General features: G+C 66.3%; 16 protein-coding genes. 10 read left to right on the top strand and 6 right to left on the bottom strand.

The window, feature by feature from the left end:
• Positions 1–10: 10 nt before the first annotated feature.
• Complete coding sequence (locus ACSFA8_RS04055) at positions 11–1,252, bottom strand: ROK family protein (RefSeq protein ID WP_435478216.1); 1,242 nt, start codon at positions 1,250–1,252, stop codon at positions 11–13.
• Between ACSFA8_RS04055 and ACSFA8_RS04050 the strand changes: the two genes are divergently transcribed.
• Positions 1,213–2,742 carry an ABC transporter permease/substrate-binding protein gene (locus tag ACSFA8_RS04050; RefSeq protein WP_435478215.1) on the top strand — a complete coding sequence of 510 codons (1,530 nt, stop codon included), beginning with the start codon at positions 1,213–1,215 and terminating at the stop codon, positions 2,740–2,742. The genes ACSFA8_RS04055 and ACSFA8_RS04050 overlap by 40 nt on opposite strands.
• 18 nt (positions 2,743–2,760) lie before the next feature.
• Here the strand turns inward: ACSFA8_RS04050 and ACSFA8_RS04045 are convergent, their stop codons facing one another.
• The 5 genes from ACSFA8_RS04045 to ACSFA8_RS04025 form a co-directional block, all read right to left on the bottom strand.
• Positions 2,761–4,197: an aldehyde dehydrogenase family protein gene (locus ACSFA8_RS04045; RefSeq protein WP_435478214.1), complete on the bottom strand. Its 1,437-nt coding sequence runs from the start codon at positions 4,195–4,197 to the stop codon at positions 2,761–2,763.
• 79 nt (positions 4,198–4,276) lie between these two features.
• Positions 4,277–4,735, bottom strand: coding sequence for a nuclear transport factor 2 family protein (locus ACSFA8_RS04040; RefSeq protein ID WP_435478213.1), 459 nt, complete (start codon positions 4,733–4,735; stop codon positions 4,277–4,279).
• Between the two features lie 40 nt (positions 4,736–4,775).
• Complete coding sequence (gene kdgD / locus ACSFA8_RS04035; RefSeq protein ID WP_286545899.1) at positions 4,776–5,687, bottom strand: 5-dehydro-4-deoxyglucarate dehydratase; 912 nt, start codon at positions 5,685–5,687, stop codon at positions 4,776–4,778.
• 52 nt (positions 5,688–5,739) lie between these two features.
• Entirely contained in the window at positions 5,740–6,714 is a 975-nt protein-coding gene (locus tag ACSFA8_RS04030) for a Bug family tripartite tricarboxylate transporter substrate binding protein (RefSeq protein WP_435478212.1), read from the bottom strand.
• Positions 6,715–6,824: 110 nt separating this feature from the next.
• A complete protein-coding gene (locus ACSFA8_RS04025; RefSeq protein WP_435478211.1) occupies positions 6,825–7,646 on the bottom strand; it encodes a FadR/GntR family transcriptional regulator in 822 nt (273 codons plus the stop codon).
• Between the two features lie 59 nt (positions 7,647–7,705).
• Here ACSFA8_RS04025 and ACSFA8_RS04020 point away from each other — a divergent pair, with 59 nt between their 5' ends.
• The 9 genes from ACSFA8_RS04020 to asd all read left to right on the top strand — a co-directional run bounded on the left by ACSFA8_RS04020 (position 7,706) and on the right by asd (position 16,782).
• Positions 7,706–8,539 carry an NAD-dependent epimerase/dehydratase family protein gene (locus ACSFA8_RS04020; RefSeq protein ID WP_435478210.1) on the top strand — a complete coding sequence of 278 codons (834 nt, stop codon included), beginning with the start codon at positions 7,706–7,708 and terminating at the stop codon, positions 8,537–8,539.
• A gap of 20 nt (positions 8,540–8,559) precedes the next feature.
• Positions 8,560–9,459, top strand: coding sequence for an SMP-30/gluconolactonase/LRE family protein (locus ACSFA8_RS04015; RefSeq protein ID WP_435478209.1), 900 nt, complete (start codon positions 8,560–8,562; stop codon positions 9,457–9,459).
• A gap of 41 nt (positions 9,460–9,500) precedes the next feature.
• The gene (locus tag ACSFA8_RS04010) at positions 9,501–10,469 is read left to right on the top strand and encodes a TRAP transporter substrate-binding protein (RefSeq protein WP_435478208.1); all 969 of its coding nucleotides are present in this window, start codon (positions 9,501–9,503) and stop codon (positions 10,467–10,469) included.
• A 190-nt stretch (positions 10,470–10,659) separates the two neighbouring features.
• Positions 10,660–11,106: a TRAP transporter small permease gene (locus ACSFA8_RS04005; RefSeq protein WP_435478452.1), complete on the top strand. Its 447-nt coding sequence runs from the start codon at positions 10,660–10,662 to the stop codon at positions 11,104–11,106.
• Positions 11,097–12,395, top strand: coding sequence for a TRAP transporter large permease (locus ACSFA8_RS04000; protein WP_435478207.1), 1,299 nt, complete (start codon positions 11,097–11,099; stop codon positions 12,393–12,395). The genes ACSFA8_RS04005 and ACSFA8_RS04000 overlap by 10 nt, the downstream gene beginning before the upstream one ends.
• Positions 12,396–12,402: 7 nt before the next feature.
• Complete coding sequence (garD, locus tag ACSFA8_RS03995; protein WP_435478206.1) at positions 12,403–14,001, top strand: galactarate dehydratase; 1,599 nt, start codon at positions 12,403–12,405, stop codon at positions 13,999–14,001.
• Positions 14,002–14,024: 23 nt separating this feature from the next.
• The gene (locus ACSFA8_RS03990) at positions 14,025–14,789 is read left to right on the top strand and encodes an SDR family NAD(P)-dependent oxidoreductase (RefSeq protein ID WP_435478205.1); all 765 of its coding nucleotides are present in this window, start codon (positions 14,025–14,027) and stop codon (positions 14,787–14,789) included.
• A gap of 54 nt (positions 14,790–14,843) precedes the next feature.
• Positions 14,844–15,836 (top strand): Bug family tripartite tricarboxylate transporter substrate binding protein, encoded by a 993-nt coding sequence (locus ACSFA8_RS03985; RefSeq protein ID WP_435478204.1) that lies wholly within the window; start codon positions 14,844–14,846, stop codon positions 15,834–15,836.
• 100 nt (positions 15,837–15,936) lie between these two features.
• A complete protein-coding gene (gene asd, locus ACSFA8_RS03980; RefSeq protein ID WP_435478203.1) occupies positions 15,937–16,782 on the top strand; it encodes an archaetidylserine decarboxylase in 846 nt (281 codons plus the stop codon).
• Positions 16,783–16,834: the final 52 nt, after the last annotated feature.

Genomic DNA, 16,834 nt, shown 5'->3' with positions numbered 1-16,834 from the left:
ACATTCACCCTCACCCCCGGTTCCGATAGCTCGCATTGCCGAGGCCGGTGCCAATGGTCAGCACCGCCCATCGCCTCACGTCCTGCATGAACGGCAACTCGCTCAGGCCCTGTACCACCGCATCGTTATGAAGCATCACGAGCGTCGGCCGCCCGTCGATGGTCGGGATTTTGTCGTGCACATGCGACGGCAGGTGAAAGGTGTCGCGTGCCCAGTCGCCCGGAAGGTTCTGCGCGCCGCGCGCGATGGAGCCGTCCTCGCGGATCAGCCCTGGGCAGGCGATGCCGATGAACGGCGCGAGCGACAGCCCCTTTTTATTTGCGCGCCGGATGTTGCGCTCCAGCATTTCGACGATCCCCGCGAGCAGATCCTTCTGCTTCGGATCGTCGTCGGCGTGGCGCCATTTATCGCGATTGAGCACCCTCGCCTTCGACAGGTCGGCCGCCTTGGCCCGGCGCGGCTTGACGATGCCGCAGCGTAAGTTGGTGCCGCCGATGTCGACCGCCAGGAAGGCGTCGTAGCCGGTCAGCATCTGCGGCGGGGCCAGGTGCAGCCAACCGAGCAGGCCGCCGTCGTCGGGCTCATGGCACAGCCGAGCCAATTCGACCTTCAGGCCCTCGTTGTGCAGCATCGCGCCGGTTTGCAGAATCACGCGCTCGCCAACGTCGCTGTCGGGAAAGCCGCCGCCGATCACGATGCGGCGCACGCCATTCCACGATTTCTGCCGCAGGTGGCGCCGGATGACGTGCGCGAGCTCCACCGAAAACTCCTCGACCGCACCGTGCACGATGTCGGATGCCGGGTCGTCGGTCTGGCTATGCAGCTTGCGGTCGATTTCCTCCTTGCTCAACGCGGTCGATGGCGTGTCGCCCAGCGGGTCGTCGCCGCTGCGCGAGCGGCGACGACGCCACCGGTCGAGCAGTTCGCGAAAGGCGGTCTGACTCGCGTTGTCGCCGACAAAGCCGTCCTGGTCGCGCAGCTCGAGGCTGTAGCTGCGCACCACGACCGCGGGCAGCTTCATCCTGCCGTGCACGAGTCCCTCCTGTGCCGTCTTGCTTTTTGTCTTCTTCGTCTCAGGTTTTGCCATTGCTCGTTGTGCCGTGTTGCCGAATTGCCGAATTGCCGAATTGCCCATGGTGCCCCGCGGCACCTGCTGGCGGCTGTAGGAAAGCCGCCTGTTCCGCACGGCCGCAGCCGGCCTACACTGCCGCGATGCTTTTTTGCCGAACGAGCCGCGGCCGGCGCGCCGCATGGACGGGATGGGGCCTGCTCTGTCTGGCCCTGTTGGGCCTGCCCGCGGCCCAGGCGCAGAACAGCGACCCGCTGCGCGTCGGCTCCAAGCGTTTCACCGAGTCGTACATCCTGGCCGAGGTGATTGCGCAGACGGCAGCGCCGCAGTTGCCGCAGGCGCCCGTGGTGCGGCAGGGGCTGGGCAACACGGCCATCGTCTACGAGGCGCTGCGCTCCGGTGGCATCGACCTCTATGCCGAGTACACCGGCACCATTGCGCTCGAGCTGCTGCAGCAAACGGGTTCGATGACGCGCGAGGCGATGAACGCCGCGCTCGCGGCCAAGGGCCTCGGCGTGGCGGTGCCGCTGGGCTTCAACGACGGGTATGCGCTCGCGATGCGCGCGGCCGATGCCGACCAACTCGGCATCAAGACCCTGAGCGATCTGGCGAAGCACCGCGACCTCAGGCTCGGCCTCTCCAACGAGTTCATCGGCCGGGCCGACGGCTGGAAGGGACTCGCCGCGCGCTATGGCTTCGGCCAGCAGCCGACCGGCCTCGACCACGGCCTGGCCTACGACGCGATCACGGCAAAGCAGATCGACGTGATCGACATCTACACCACCGACGCCAAGATCGAGCATCTGAAACTGCGTGTGCTGCAGGACGACCGGCAGTACTTTCCGCGCTACGACGCGGTGCTGCTTTACCGGCTCGACCTGCCGCAGCGCCTGCCCAAGGCCTGGGCCGCGTTGCAGAAACTCGAGGGCCGCATCGACGAGCGCGCCATGATCGCGATGAACGCACGCGCCGAACTGCAGAGCGTGCCCTTCGACACCATCGCGCGCGACTTCCTGGTGGGCGGCGCGAAGGCCGGCGACAGCGGCCAGCGCGGCTGGGTCGCCAAGCTGTTCGGCCCCGACCTCGGCCGTCTCGCGCGCCAGCACCTGCTGCTGGTCGCCGTGTCGGTGGGCTGCGCCATCCTTCTGGCCGTGCCGCTTGCGATCCTGGTGTTTCCGCACGTGCGTCTGCGCGCCGTGGTGCTTGGCATCACCGGCCTGCTGCAGACCGTGCCCTCGCTCGCGCTGCTGGCGTTGCTGATTTCGTGGCTGGGCGTCATCGGCACCCTGCCCGCGCTGATCGCGCTGACCTTGTATTCGCTGCTGCCGATCATGCGCAACACAGTGACCGGCCTGGTCGAGGTGCCCACGGGCCTGCGCCAGGCAGGCACCGCGCTCGGCATGACGACCCCGCAAAGCCTGCGGCTGGTGTTGCTGCCGCTCGCACTGCCGACACTGATTGCCGGCGTGCGCACGGCCACCACCATCGCGATCGGCACCGCGACGATTGCCGCCTTCATCGGTGCCGGCGGCTTTGGCGAACGCATCGTGACCGGCCTCGCGCTGAACGACAGCGGCCTGCTCGTGGCTGGTGCCGTGCCCGCGGCAGCGCTGGCGCTGCTCAGCGAAGTGGTGTTCGAAGCGATCGAGTACTGGCTCCGGCGCCGCCGCTGAGGCGCTCGGCTCAGGTCATCAGGCCAGCGTGTAGGCCGTCTTCACCGTGGTGAAGAACTCCTGCGCGTACTTGCCCTGCTCGCGCGAGCCGTAGCTGGAGCCCTTGCGCCCGCCGAACGGCACGTGGTAGTCCACCCCCGCGGTCGGCAGGTTCACCATCACCATGCCAGCCTGACTGTGGCGCTTGAAGTGCGTGGCGTACTTCAGGCTCGTGGTCGCAATGCCCGCCGACAGGCCGAACTCGGTGTCGTTGGCAGTGAACAGCGCCTCCTCGTAGTTCTTGACCTTGATCACGCTGGCCACCGGGCCGAAGATCTCTTCCTTGTTGATGCGCATCGACGCCACCGACTCGCTGAACAGCGCGGGCGACATGTAAAAGCCCTCGGTGGCCAGCTTCAGGCGCTCGCCGCCGGCTGCCAGCGTGGCGCCTTCGCTCTTGCCGATCTGGACGTATTCCAGATCCTGGTCGAGCTGGCTGCGGCTGGAGACCGGGCCGACATCGGTGCCGGCGGCCAGCGCATCGCCCACTTTGATCTTGGCCATGCGCTCCTGCATCGCAGCGATGAACTTCGGGTAGATGCCTTCGGTGACGATCAGCCGGCTGGACGCGGTGCAGCGCTGGCCGGTGGAATAGAACGCGCTCTGCACGCTCAGTTCCACCGCATGGTTCAGGTCAGCGTCGTCCAGCACCACCTGCGGGTTCTTGCCGCCCATCTCCAGCTGCACCTTCTTGTGGTTGGTCACGCACTGAACCGCAATGCTGCGGCCCACGCCGACCGAGCCGGTGAAGCTGATCGCATGGATGCCGGGGTGGTTGACCAGCGCATTGCCGATCACGCTGCCGCGGCCCATCACCAGGTTGAACACCCCCGCCGGAATGCCAGAGCGGCTGATGATCTCGGCCAGCGCCCAGGCACAGCCCGGCACCAGGTCGGCGGGCTTCAGAACCACGCAGTTGCCAAAGGCCAGCGCGGGCGCGATCTTCCAGGCGGGAATCGCGATCGGGAAGTTCCAGGGCGTGATGAGGCCCACCACGCCGACGGGCTCGCGCGTGATCTCGACGCCGATGTTGGGGCGCACCGAGGGCAGCAGTTCACCCGACAGGCGCAGGCATTCGCCGGCGAAGAACTTGAAGATCTGGCCGGCCCGGGTGGCTTCGCCGATGCCTTCGGCCTTTGTCTTGCCTTCTTCACGCGCCAGCAGCGTGCCCAGCTCTTCGCGGCGCGCGAGGATTTCGGTGCCGATCTTGTCCAGCGCATCGCTGCGCGCCTGGATGCTGCCGGTGGCCCAGGCAGGGAAGGCAGCGGTGGCGGCGGCCACGGCGGCCTCGACATGGCTGGCATCGCCCTGGGTGTACTCGGCGATCGTGTCGCCCAGGTTCGAGGGGTTCAGGTTCGGGCTGTAGTCGCCGCCCTTCTTCCATTCGCCGCCGATAAGGTTGTCGTGTTGTTGCATGGGGTGTGTCCTGGCTGGGGGGAAAAACGGAGGGCCGAAGCGGTAAGGCTTCGGCCCATTGGGGGTTGTCGATTGTGGCTCAGGGTGCAGGCGGCCGCACGGCTTGGCGGGCCAGCAGCTTCCAGTCTGCGCCCTGCTTCTGCCAGACGCCGAGGATCTTGATGCTGACCTTGCCGGGCTTGCCCGAATCGTTGGTGTCGGCCGTGAGCGTGTGCCGCACGATCGCGATGTTGTCGACCACCTTGACGGTCTGGTCGGTGATCACGATGGTGACGAAATCCGACCTGCCTTCGACCAGGTCGCTGACGAAGCTGGCCTTGGTGTCGACCTTGCCACCCGAATGGCCGTAGCTCAGGTCGTCGGCCACCAGCGCGTTGAGGGCCGCAGGCGTCGGGTCGATCATCGCCACGCGCAGCTTCTCGGCCGCCGCCGCCACGGCCGGGGCCGCCGCCGTCGTCGAGGACGACGGGCCGGTCATGCCGGCACAGCCGGCGAGCGCGATCGACCCAGCGGCGAGGAGGATCAGTTTTTTCAGCATGTCGTTGTCTCCTTTGTCATGACGAAATCGGCCGGCTTGCTTATTGCGGGCCCAGTTTGTCGATGAGGGTCTTGAGCTCTTCCATCTCGTTGGGCTTCAAGTCGGTCAGCGGTGCGCGCACAGGGCCGCCGTCGTGGCCGACGATCTTCGCGCCGGCCTTGATGATGCTCACGCCGTAGCCTTCGACGCGATTGCGGATGCCCAAGTACGGCATGAAGAAATCCTTCAGCAGGCGGTGCTGCGTCGGCAGGTCGTCGGCCGCCACGGCCTTATAGAAGTCCATTGCGGTCTTCGGAATGAAGTTGAATACGGCCGACGAGTACACCGGCGTGCCCAGCGCCTTGTAGGCGGCGGCATAGACCTCGGCCGTGGGCAGGCCGCCCAGGTAGGCGAAGCGGTCGCCCATCTTCATGAAGATCGAGGACATGGTCTCGATGTTGCCCACGCCGTCCTTGAAGCCGACCAGATTCGGGCAACGCTCGGCCAAGATGGCCAGCGAATTCGGCGTGAGCTTGGTGCGGTCGCGGTTGTAGACGATGACGCCGAACTTCACGCTCTTGCAGACGGCGGCCACGTGCTCGATCAGGCCTTCCTGGCCGGCTTCGGTCAGATAGTGCGGCAGCAGCAGGATGCCGTGGGCGCCCAGGCGCTCGGCTTCCTGCGCATGGGCAATGGCGGTGCGGGTCGGGCCGCCGGCGCCGGCGATGATCGGCACCTTGCCGCGGCAGGTGTCCACGGCGGTCTTGATCACGCGGCTGTATTCCTCGCCTGCCAGAGAGAAGTATTCACCCGTGCCCCCCGCGGCGAACAGCGCGCTGGCGCCATACGGGGCCAGCCATTCCAGACGCTCGATGTATGTCTTGGGACGGAATTCGCCCTGCTCGTCGAAGTCGGTAATGGGAAACGAGAGCAGGCCGGAGCCCATGATGGATTTGAGTTCTTGCGGGTTCATCGAAACACCAATGGAAAGTGGGTTGGAAAAGATACGGATGGCGGGAGCACTTTCAATCGAGCCGGATGTCGGCGGCCTTCACCACCGCGGCCCAGCGCACGCGCTCCTTGTTGAAGAAGGCTTCTTCTTCGGTCGGCGACATGGTCACGACCTCGGCGCCCTGCCCGGCCAGGCGCGAGCGGATGTCGGCCGAGCGGATGACGCTGATCAGTTCCTTGTTGAGACGCTGGACGATCGCATCGGGGGTGCCGCGCGCCATCACCACGCCCTGCCAGGTACCCGATTCGAAGCCCGGCACGCCCTGCTCCGCGATGGTCGGGACGTCGCCGATCAGCGGCATGCGCGTGGCTTTCGACACGCCCAGCACCTTGAGCTTGCCGCCCTGCACCTGCGGCAGCGTGGCGAGCATGCCGTTCATGAGCACCTGGGTCTGGCCGGCCACGGTGTCCTGGATCGCCTGCACGCCCCCCTTGTAGGGCACGTACGTCCACTTGGCCCCGCTGGCGCGCTCCAGCGCCACCCCTGCCAGATGCGGTGCGCTGCCGGTGGCGGTCACCGCGAAGTTCAGATCGCCGGTCTTGGAGAGCGCGATCAGTTCCTTGAGGTTGTTGGCCTTGACCGACGGATGCACCACCAGCAGGTGCGGCGAGTAGGCCAGCATGGTCACACCGCGCAGATCCTTGGACGGATCAAACGACAGCTTGGTGTAGACCGAGGGGCTGATCGCCAGCGCGCCCACGTCGCACAACAGGATCGTGTAGCCATCGGGCGCGGACTTGGCGACCAGGTCGGCACCGAGGTTGCCGTTGGCACCAGGCCTGTTTTCGACGATGACCGGCTGCTTCAGCGCTTCCGACAGCGGCTGGCTGATGGCGCGCGCAATGATGTCCGACGAGCCGCCCGGGGGGTACGGCACCACGATCTTGAGGGGCTTGGACGGCCAGGCGGCCGGCTGTGCAAGCGCGCCGAGCGGCAGCGCAGCGGCGACCAGGGCGGCGGCCAGCAGGCTGCGGCGGTAATGAGTCATGGTGTCTCCTGCAGAGGTTTGAGTGACCTTGGCTGCTATTGCGCATCCAAGAGGTCAGTCATCGTACAACTGAAGAAATGACTTGTCCAGCCGGATTCTGCAAAAACCTTTCAGCCGGCGGAACCTGCGGCTCTGCTGGCAGCGGCGTCGGCGCGTTGCGCAGCCTCCTGAGCCACGCGCAGCCGTTCGCGGCTGTTGGTCAGGTGAATCCGCATCGCGGCACGCGCCGATTCGGGATCGCGCCGGGCAATCGCGGCATAAATCTCTTCGTGCTCGCGGTTGACCCGGCTGAGGTAGGCGCCGCCTTCGAGGTTGCGGATGGCACTGATGCGCGTGCGCGGAATGATCGTGGTGCCGAGGTGGCTCATGATGTCTGCGAAGTACGGGTTGCCGGTGGCTTGGGCGATCTGAAGATGAAAGCGGAAATCCGGCGCCACGGTGTCCCCTGCAACATTCACGTTGCGCTCGAAATCGTCGAGCGCCTGGCGCATCGCCAGCAGTTGATCCTCGGTGTGGCGGCTCGCCGCGAGCCCGGCCGACTCGGTCTCGAGGCTGATGCGCAGCTCCAGCACGGCCAGCACGTCGACAGAGGTCGCGATCTCGCCGGGATCCAGCCGGAACACACCGCCCGCACGCGGCTGCAGCACGAAGGTGCCGACGCCATGATGCGTTTCGACCAGCCCGCTCGCCTGCAGCTTGGACAACGCCTCGCGCACCACGGTGCGGCTGACGCCGAAGGCCTGCATGATTTCGGACTCGGTCGGCAGTTTGTCGCCGGGGCGCAGCACGCCGTCGCGGATGCGCGCGCCGAAGTTGTCAACCAGGCTGTGAGCCAGCCCGCGCGCCCGCAGCCGGGGCCGGGCCGCGTAGCCGCCCGGCCCGGTCGCACCGGCGTCAGGGATAGAGGGTTCTGCTGTTGACAGGCTTGCCATGCCCTGATGATAATCCCGCAACTGGTTGTACGACAACCGATAACTTACGAGACAGCAACATGAGTGACGCCGCCGCCCCTTCTCCTTCCACCCGTCGCATGCACCGCCTGTTGCTGACCGGCGCGGGCGGGGGCCTGGGCAAGGTGCTGCGCGAACGCCTGCAACCCTCTGCAGAAATTCTGCGTTTGTCGGACATCGCACCCATGGCACCCGCTGCAGGGAACCACGAGGAGGTAGTGCCCTGCAACCTCGCGGACAAGCAGGCCGTCGATGCGCTGGTGGCGGGCTGCGATGCGATCGTGCACCTGGGCGGTGTGTCGGTCGAACGCCCGTTCGAAGAAATCCTCGAAGCCAACATCCGCGGCGTGTTCCACGTGTACGAGGCCGCACGCCGCCACGGCGTAAAGCGCATCGTGTTCGCCAGCTCCAACCACGTGATCGGCTTCCACAAGCAGGCCGAAACGCTCGGCGCAAGTTGCCAGCGCCGGCCCGACGGCTATTACGGCCTGTCGAAATCCTTCGGCGAGGACACGGCACAGTTCTACTACGACCGCTACGGCATCGAGACCGTCAGCATCCGCATCGGCTCGTCGTTCCCCGAGCCGGCCAACCGCCGCATGATGCACACGTGGCTGAGCTTTAGCGACCTCACGGCGCTGATCGAGAAGTCGCTGTTCACGCCCGACGTGAAACACACCATCGTCTACGGCATGTCGGCAAACAAGAACGTGTGGTGGGACAACGCGCAAGCCGCGCACCTCGGGTTTGTGCCGCAGGACACGTCGGAGGTTTTCCGCGACAAGGTGGAAGCGCAACCCCCGGTAGCGGCGACCGACCCGAACGCGGTCTACCAGGGCGGCGCTTTCACGGCACAGGGCCCGTTCGGCGATTGACCGCAAGCCGACCGCGCATCATGCAAGCCGAACTCGTCCTCGACGCGCGCAACGCCACCGGCGAAAGCCCGGTCTGGCGCGCCGACGAGCAGGCGCTTTACTGGGTCGACATTCCGGCGAAGCAATTGCATCGCTGGCACGCCGCGAGCGGCGCACACACGCAATGGACAGGCGACGAGATGCTGGCCTGCATCGCGCCGCGCACCGGCCACGCAGGCCAGTGGATCGCCGGCATGGAAAGCGGCGTGTTCGTGCTTGCCACACGCGCCGATGGCACGCTGGCGGCGAGCGCGCTCGCTGGCGTCTCGCATGCCGAACGCGGGATGCGCTTCAACGACGGCCGCTGCGACCGGCAAGGCCGGTTCTGGGCCGGCACCATGCTGATGGACATGGCAGCGGCGCGCGATGTCGGCCGCGTGTACCGCTACCAGAGCGACGTGAATGCCGAAGTGGCGCTTCGCCTTCAGCTCGACCACCTGATCGTGCCGAACGGCATGGCCTTCAGTCCGGACGGCAAGACCATGTACCTGTCGGACTCGCACCCGAATGTTCAAACGGTCTGGGCCTTCGACTACGACACCGCCAGCGGCACACCGCACAACCGGCGCGTGTTCGTCGACATGAAGCCGCTGCCCGGCCGACCCGACGGTGCCGCGGTCGATGCCGACGGCTGCTACTGGATCTGCGGCAACGACGCCGGGCTCGTGCATCGCTTCACGCCCGACGGCAAGCTCGACCGCTCGCTCGCGGTGCCGGTGAAGAAGCCCGCGATGTGCGCCTTCGGCGGCGCGCAGCTCGACACCTTGTATGTGACCTCGATCCGCCCCGGCGGCGACCTGGCCGACCAGCCGCTCGCGGGCGGCGTGTTCGCGCTGCGCCCGGGCGTGAAGGGCCTGCCCGAACCCGAATGTGTTTTTTGATTCCCGTTTCCAGACAGCCACCAACCCGTAGAGGAAGACAAATGAAACTGAAACAAACCCTGGTCGCACTGGCCGCCGGCGCCACCGTCATGGCCGCCCACGCCATCGAGTTCCGTTCGGCCGACGTGCACAACAGCGACGACTACCCGACCGTCGCAGCCGTCAAGCACATGAGCGAGCTGCTCGACAAGCGCAGCAACGGCAAATACAAGATCAAGGTGTTCAACAAGAGCGCGCTGGGTTCCGAGAAGGAAACGCTGGATCAGGTCAAGATCGGTGCGCTCGAGATGAACCGCGTCAACATCAGCGCGCTCAACTCGATCTGCCCGAAAACGCTGGTGCCGACGATGCCGTTCCTGTTCGACTCGATCGCGCACATGCGCAAGTCGCTCGACGGCCCGATCGGGGAAGAGATCCTCAAGGGATGCGAGCAGGAGGGCCTGGTCGGGCTGGCCTTCTATGACAGCGGCGCGCGCTCGATCTATGCCAAGAAGCCGGTCAAGACGCTGGCCGATGCCAAGGGCCTCAAGATCCGCGTTCAGCAGTCGGATCTGTGGGTTGCGCTGGTGAGCGCCATGGGCGCGAATGCGACGCCGATGCCCACCGGCGAGGTGTTCACCGCGCTCAAGACCGGCCTGATCGACGCGGCCGAGAACAACATCCCGTCCTACGACGGCTTCAAGCACTACGAGGCGGTCAAGTTCTACTCGCGCACCGAACATTCGATGGCACCCGAAATGCTGGTGATGTCGAAGGCGATCTACGACAAGCTGCCGAAGGCCGACCAGGATCTGTTCCGCGCCACGGCCAAGGAATCGGTCACCTTCCAGCGCAAGAGGTGGGACGAGCAGGAAGCCAAGTCGCTCGAGGTGGTGACCAAGGGCGGGGCGCAGATCGTCGCCGACGTGGACAAGGCCTCGTTCCGTGCGGCCATGACCCCGGTGTACGCCAAGTTCATTGCCACGCCCGACCTGCAGCGCCTGGTGAAGGCCGTGCAAGACAACAAATAAAGCGCACGGTGCCCCTTCCGTGCGCGGGAGGGGCCCTCGCCGAACCACCATGACTCTTGCCGCCCCCACGGTGAACCCGGCTGCGGCCGGAACGCCCGTTTCGCTCGACGACATCGCCAATCCGAATCCGCGACCGCCTTCCAACCATGCCTATTCGCGCTTTTGCGCGTTCCTTTCGAAGGCCAGCCTGATGCTGGCAGTGGCGATGCTCATCACCATCATCGTGTGCGTGCAATACCAGGTGGTGGGCCGCTATGTGTTCAACGACACACCAACCTGGGCCGAAGGGCTTGCGTTGCAGCTGGTGCTGTACGTCACGGCGCTCGGCGTCGCCGTCGGCGTGCGCGACGCCGGCCACATCGGGCTGGACTCGCTGGTCGTGCTGCTGCCGGAGTCGCTCCGGCTCAAGATCGAGGTGCTGATCCACATGCTCGTCGCGCTGTTCGGGGGCATCATGGCCTGGAGCGGCTGGATGTGGACGCAACTCAAGTGGACCGACATCAAGCCCATGATGGGTGTTCCGGTCGGCCTGGACTACCTGGCGCTGGTGATCGCGGGCCTGCTGATCGTGCTGTTCTCGATCGAACATATCGTCGCCCTGCTGCGCGACGAAGAAGTGGTGCCGGCATGGAACTGACTGTCCTCTCCCTGGTTTTCCTGGCACTGCTGGTGCTGGGCGTGCCGGTCGCGTTCTCGATCGGCCTGGCCTCCGTGGCCACGGTGCTTTACGCTGGCCTGCCGGTCGCGGTGGTGTTCCAGAAGATGGTCGGCGGCATGCAGATCTTCTCGTTCCTGGCGATCCCGTTCTTCGTGTTCGCCGGCGAGTTGATGCTCTACGGCGGCATTGCGCAGCGCATCGTGCGCTTTGCCAACAGCCTGGTCGGCCACGTGCGCGGCGGTCTCGGCATGAGCAACGTGATCGGCTGCACGCTGTTCGGCGGCGTGGCGGGCTCGCCCGTGGCCGACGTGTCGGCGATGGGTTCGGTGATGATCCCGCTCATGAAGAAGGAGGGTTACGACGCCGACTACGCCGTCAACGTCACGACCCACGCCGCGCTGGTCGGCGCGCTGATGCCCACGTCGCACAACCTCATCATCTTCACGCTCGCCACCACCGGCATCGCCTCGGTGAGCGTGCTGAGCCTGATCCTCGCCGGGCTGATCCCCGCGCTGCTGCTCACGCTGTGCAACCTGGGCGCGGCCTACTACGTGGCGATCCGCCGCGGCTACCCGATCCGCGGCGCATTCCCGGGCTGGGGCGAGGTGCTGGCTGCCTTCATCGGCGCGTTGCCGGGCCTGATGATCGTGGCGATCATCCTGGTCGGCATCCTGTCGGGCGTGTTCACCGCCACCGAGTCAGCCGCCACCGCGGTGCTCTGGGCGCTCGGTGTCACGGTGCTGGTCTACCGCTCGCTCAGCTGGAAGGATTTCCTGAAGGCCTGTGCCAAGGCCTGCAAGACTACCGGCGTGGTGCTGCTGCTGATCGGCATCTCTTCGGCCTTCGGCTATTTCATGGCGCTGTACGAAGTGCCCCAGAAGACCGGCGAGCTCATGACCAGCGTGTCGAGCGATCCGTGGGTGATCTTCCTGATGATCAACGTGCTGCTGTTCGTGCTCGGCACCTTCCTGGACATGGCCGCGACGATCCTGATCTGCACGCCGATCTTCCTGCCGATCGCCATGCAGTTCGGCATGAGCCCGGTGCAGTTCGGCATCGTCATGCTGATCAACTGCGCGCTCGGCCTCAACACGCCGCCGGTAGGCACAACCCAGTTCATCGGCTGCGCGATCGGCGGGGTGTCGGTGGGGCAGGTGATGCGATCGATCTGGCCGTTCTACGGCGCCCTGCTGATCTGCCTGATGCTGGTGACCTACGTACCCGCGTTCTCGATGTGGCTGCCCGACCTCGTGGCATCGACCAAATAGTCTTTCGATGAAGCTTCACCCCGTGTCCGACGCTGCGAACCCCCTCCACATCACGATGCACGAGCGCGACAACGTCGCGATCGTGGCCAACGATGGCGGCCTGCCGGCCGGCACCGTGTTTCCTTCGGGTCTGACGCTGGTCGACAAGGTGCCGCAGGCGCACAAGGTGGCGCTGGTCGACATACCCGAGGGTGGCGAGGTGCGCCGCTACAACGTGCCGATCGGCTACGCGCTCAAGCCCATCGCGGCCGGCAGCTGGGTGCACGAGCGGCTTTTGCGGATGCCCGCGGCGCGCGAACTCGTCGGCCTGCCGATCGCCACCGTCAAACCCGACCCGCAGCCGCCGCTCGAGGGCTACACCTTCGAGGGCTACCGCAACCTCGACGGCTCGGTCGGCACCCGCAACATCCTGGCGATCACCCAGACCGTGCAATGCGTGGCCGGCGTCACCGACTTCGCGGTGCAACGCATCAAGGCCGAGTTGCTGCCGAAGTTTCCGAACGTCGACGACGTGGTCGCGCTCGAGCACAGCTACGGCTGCGGCGTCGCCATCGACGCGCCGGACGCGATCATTCCGATCCGCACCCTGCGCAACATCAGCCTCAACCCCAACTTCGGCGGCGAGGTGATGGTCGTGAGCCTGGGCTGCGAGAAGCTGCAGCCCGAGCGCCTGATGCCGCCGGGCACCATTCCGCTGATTGACGAGCGCAACGTGGCCGATGTCGGCGCCAGCGCGGACGCGAAGCTCGACGTGGTTTGCCTGCAGGACGACGCGCACGTCGGCTTCATGTCGATGGTCGAGTCGATCATGCGGCAGGCCGAAGAGCATCTCGAACGGCTCAATGCGCGTCGGCGCGAGACCGTGCCGGCGAGCGAGCTCGTGGTCGGCGTGCAGTGCGGCGGCAGCGATGCGTTTTCGGGCGTCACGGCAAACCCGGCCGTGGGCTTCTGCACCGACCTGCTGGTGCGCGCCGGCGCGACCGTGATGTTCTCGGAAGTAACCGAGGTGCGCGACGGCATCGACCAGCTCACCTCGCGCGCCAGCACGGCGGAGGTCGCCGCGGCCATGATCCGCGAGATGGCCTGGTACGACGCCTACCTGGACAAGGGCCGCGTCGATCGCAGCGCCAACACCACGCCGGGCAACAAGAAGGGCGGCCTGTCCAACATAGTCGAAAAGGCGATGGGCTCGATCGTCAAGTCCGGCAGTGCGCCCATCTCCGGCGTGATCGCGCCCGGCGAAAAGCTGAAGCAAAAGGGACTGATCTACGCCGCCACGCCGGCCTCGGATTTCATCTGCGGCACGCTGCAGCTCGCGGCCGGCATGAACCTGCACGTGTTCACCACGGGCCGCGGCACGCCCTACGGCCTGGCCGAGGTGCCGGTGATCAAGGTGGCCACGCGCAGCGACCTTGCCCGCCGCTGGCACGACCTGATGGACATCAACGCCGGCACCATCGCCACGGGCGAGAAAACCATCGCCGAAGTCGGGTGGGAAATGTTCCAGCTGATGCTGGACGTGGCCAGCGGCCGCAAGAAGACCTGGGCCGAGCACTGGAAGCTGCACAACGCACTGGTGCTGTTCAACCCGGCGCCAGTGACCTGAACCAACCCAAGGAAGAACGCATCGTGGAAGACCTCAAGGGCAAGACAGTGCTGATCACCGGTGCCAGCACCGGCATCGGCGCCGCAGTGGCCATCGCTTTCGCCGCACGCGGCATGCGCGTGGCGGTTCACTACAACAGCTCGGCCGATGCGGCGAATGGGGTGGTGGGCACGATCCGGAGCGCGGGCGGCGAAGCCTTCGCCCTGCAGGCCGACGTGCGCGACACGGCAGCCATTCGCGGCGCCGTCGAGCAGACCGCAGCAAAGTTCGGCCGCATCGACGTGCTGGTCAACAACGCTGGCAGCCTGGTCAAGCGCGTGCCGATCGCCGAGTTCGACGACGCGCTGTTCGACGAGGTCATGCACATCAACGCACGCTCGGTGATCGCGTTCTGCCGCCACGTTGTGCCGCTGATGCGCGCCGCGGGCCAGGGCGGCAGCATCATCAACGTGTCGTCGGTTGCGGCGCGCAATGGCGGCGGGCCGGGTGCCTACCTGTACGCGGGCTCGAAGGGCTTCGTCAGCACCGCGACGCACGGGCTGGCCAAGGAACTCGCCGCCGACAGCATCCGCGTCAACGCAGTGGCGCCCGGCGTGATCCAGACGCCGTTCCAGGATCGCTTTTCGACGCCCGCGATCCTCGAGTCCTTCCGGGCCGGCATTCCGATGGGCCGCATCGGCGACCCGGACGACTGCGTCGGCGCGTTTCTCTACCTGGCCTCGGCACAGATGTCGGGCTACGTGACCGGCCAGATCCTCGAGGTCAACGGCGGCCAGTACATGCCCTGAGCTGCCGCCGCAGGCCCGTTCGCTTTCAACATCAACTGACGGAGACACATCACCATGCAACGCCGCACCCTTGTTCACGCCGCTGCCGCAGCCCTCGCCGCCGGCGCCCTTCCCGCCTTCGGGCAAGGCGCCTGGCCAACGGGCAAGGCAATCACCTACCTCGTTCCGTTCCCGGCCGGGGGCACCACCGACGTGCTGGCCCGGCTGATCGCGCAGCAGCTCGGCACAGTGCTGGGCGCCTCGGTCATCATCGACAACAAGGGCGGCGCCGGCGGCAGCGTCGGCTCCGAGATCGCGGCGCGCGCGGCGCCCGACGGCTACACGATTCTGGGCGGCACGATCAGTTCGCACGCGATCAACGTGAGCCTGTACCCCAAGCTCGGCTACGACCCGATCAAGTCGTTCGCGCCGGTCACGCTGATCGGTACCAACCCGGTGGTGCTGGTCGTGAACCAGGCCAGCCCCTACAAGACCCTGAAGGACGTGGTGGAAGCCAGCAAGGCGAAGGCCGCGTCGGGCGGGCTCTCGTCGGCCTCGGCGGGCACCGGCACCTCGCAGCATCTGTCGCTGGAACTGCTGGCCTACAAGTCGGGCGTGAAGTTCACGCACATTCCCTACAAGGGCAGCGGCCCGGCCATCCAGGACGTGATCGGCGGCCAGGTCGACATGATGTTCGACACCACGGTGGTGGCCGGCCCGCACATCCAGAGCGGCAAGCTGCGTGCGATCGCCGTCACCTCGGCCCGGCGGTTGGCGTCGATGCCCGACGTGCCCACGGTGGCCGAATCGGGCATCAACGGCCTGAAGGATTTCGAGGTCGTGTCGTGGCAGGCCATCTTCGTGCCGGCCGGGACGCCGGCGCCGGTGATCGAGCGCCTGCACACCGAGATCGCGAAGATCCTGGCCAAGGCCGAGATGCAGGACAAGCTGAAGGGCTTCGGCATGGAGCCGGCCAGCCTGACGACAGCGCAGATCGCCGCCTTCCAGAAGTCTGAAGTCGAAAAATGGGCTGCGGTGATCAAGGCCGCGAACATCAAGGTCGAATAAGCGGGCAGCCGACCTTTCACGCGCTTCGCTGCGCGTGCTTCGCGCCGTGCGGGCGGCTTTATAGAATGCGCCCCTTGCACCGCATTCCAAGAACTACATCGTGTCCAACCGCACCGCCGTCCTGCCCCAATACCTGTTCCCGAAGCAGGCACTGACTACGTTCGCAGGATGGGTGGCCGGCAAGGAGCGCGGCCGCGTCACGACGTGGATCATCCGCCGCTTCGTGAAGAAGTACGACGTGAACATGGACGAAGCGCTCGACAGCGACATCGGCCACTACAAGAGCTTCAACGAGTTTTTCACGCGTGCGCTCAAGCCCGGCGCCCGGCCGATCGCAGCGGCCGACCTTGTGTCGCCGGTCGACGGCGCGATCAGCCAGTTCGGTGCGATCGACGGCGAGCAGATATTCCAGGCCAAGGGCCATCACTACACCTGCACCGCCCTGCTGAGCGGCGACGCCGCGCTGGCGGCGCAGTTCGAGCACGGCAGCTTTGCCACGCTCTACCTGAGCCCGAAGGACTACCACCGCATCCACATGCCCTGTGCCGGCCGGCTGCTGCGCATGACCTACGTGCCGGGCGAGCTGTTCTCGGTCAACCCGACCACGGCGCGCGGCGTGCCCGGCCTGTTCGCGCGCAACGAGCGCGTGGTGTGCCTGTTCGAATCGGCGGGCGGGCCCTTCGTGCTGGTGCTCGTTGGCGCCACCATCGTCGGCAGCATGCAGACCGTGTGGCATGGCGTGGTCAACCCGCCGCGCACCGGACAACCGCGCGAATGGCGCTACGACGACCAGCAGATCGTGTTGCAGCAAGGCGAGGAGATGGGGCGCTTCCTGCTCGGATCGACCGTCGTCATGCTGTTCCCCGGCCCGTCGCTCAGCTTCAATCCGGCATGGGAGCCGGGCCGTGCGATCCGGCTCGGCGAGGCCATGGCCAACCGCGATTAAAAATGAGGCTTCCGCGCCACAGGCCGCATGCAGTGGGCGCAGCCAGCTATAA

Origin of the sequence: Variovorax nitratireducens (assembly GCF_051216545.1) — a bacterium.
In the GTDB taxonomy this organism is placed as follows: Bacteria; Pseudomonadota; Gammaproteobacteria; order Burkholderiales; family Burkholderiaceae_C; genus Variovorax.
This window is presented reverse-complemented; position numbering and strand designations above follow the sequence as displayed.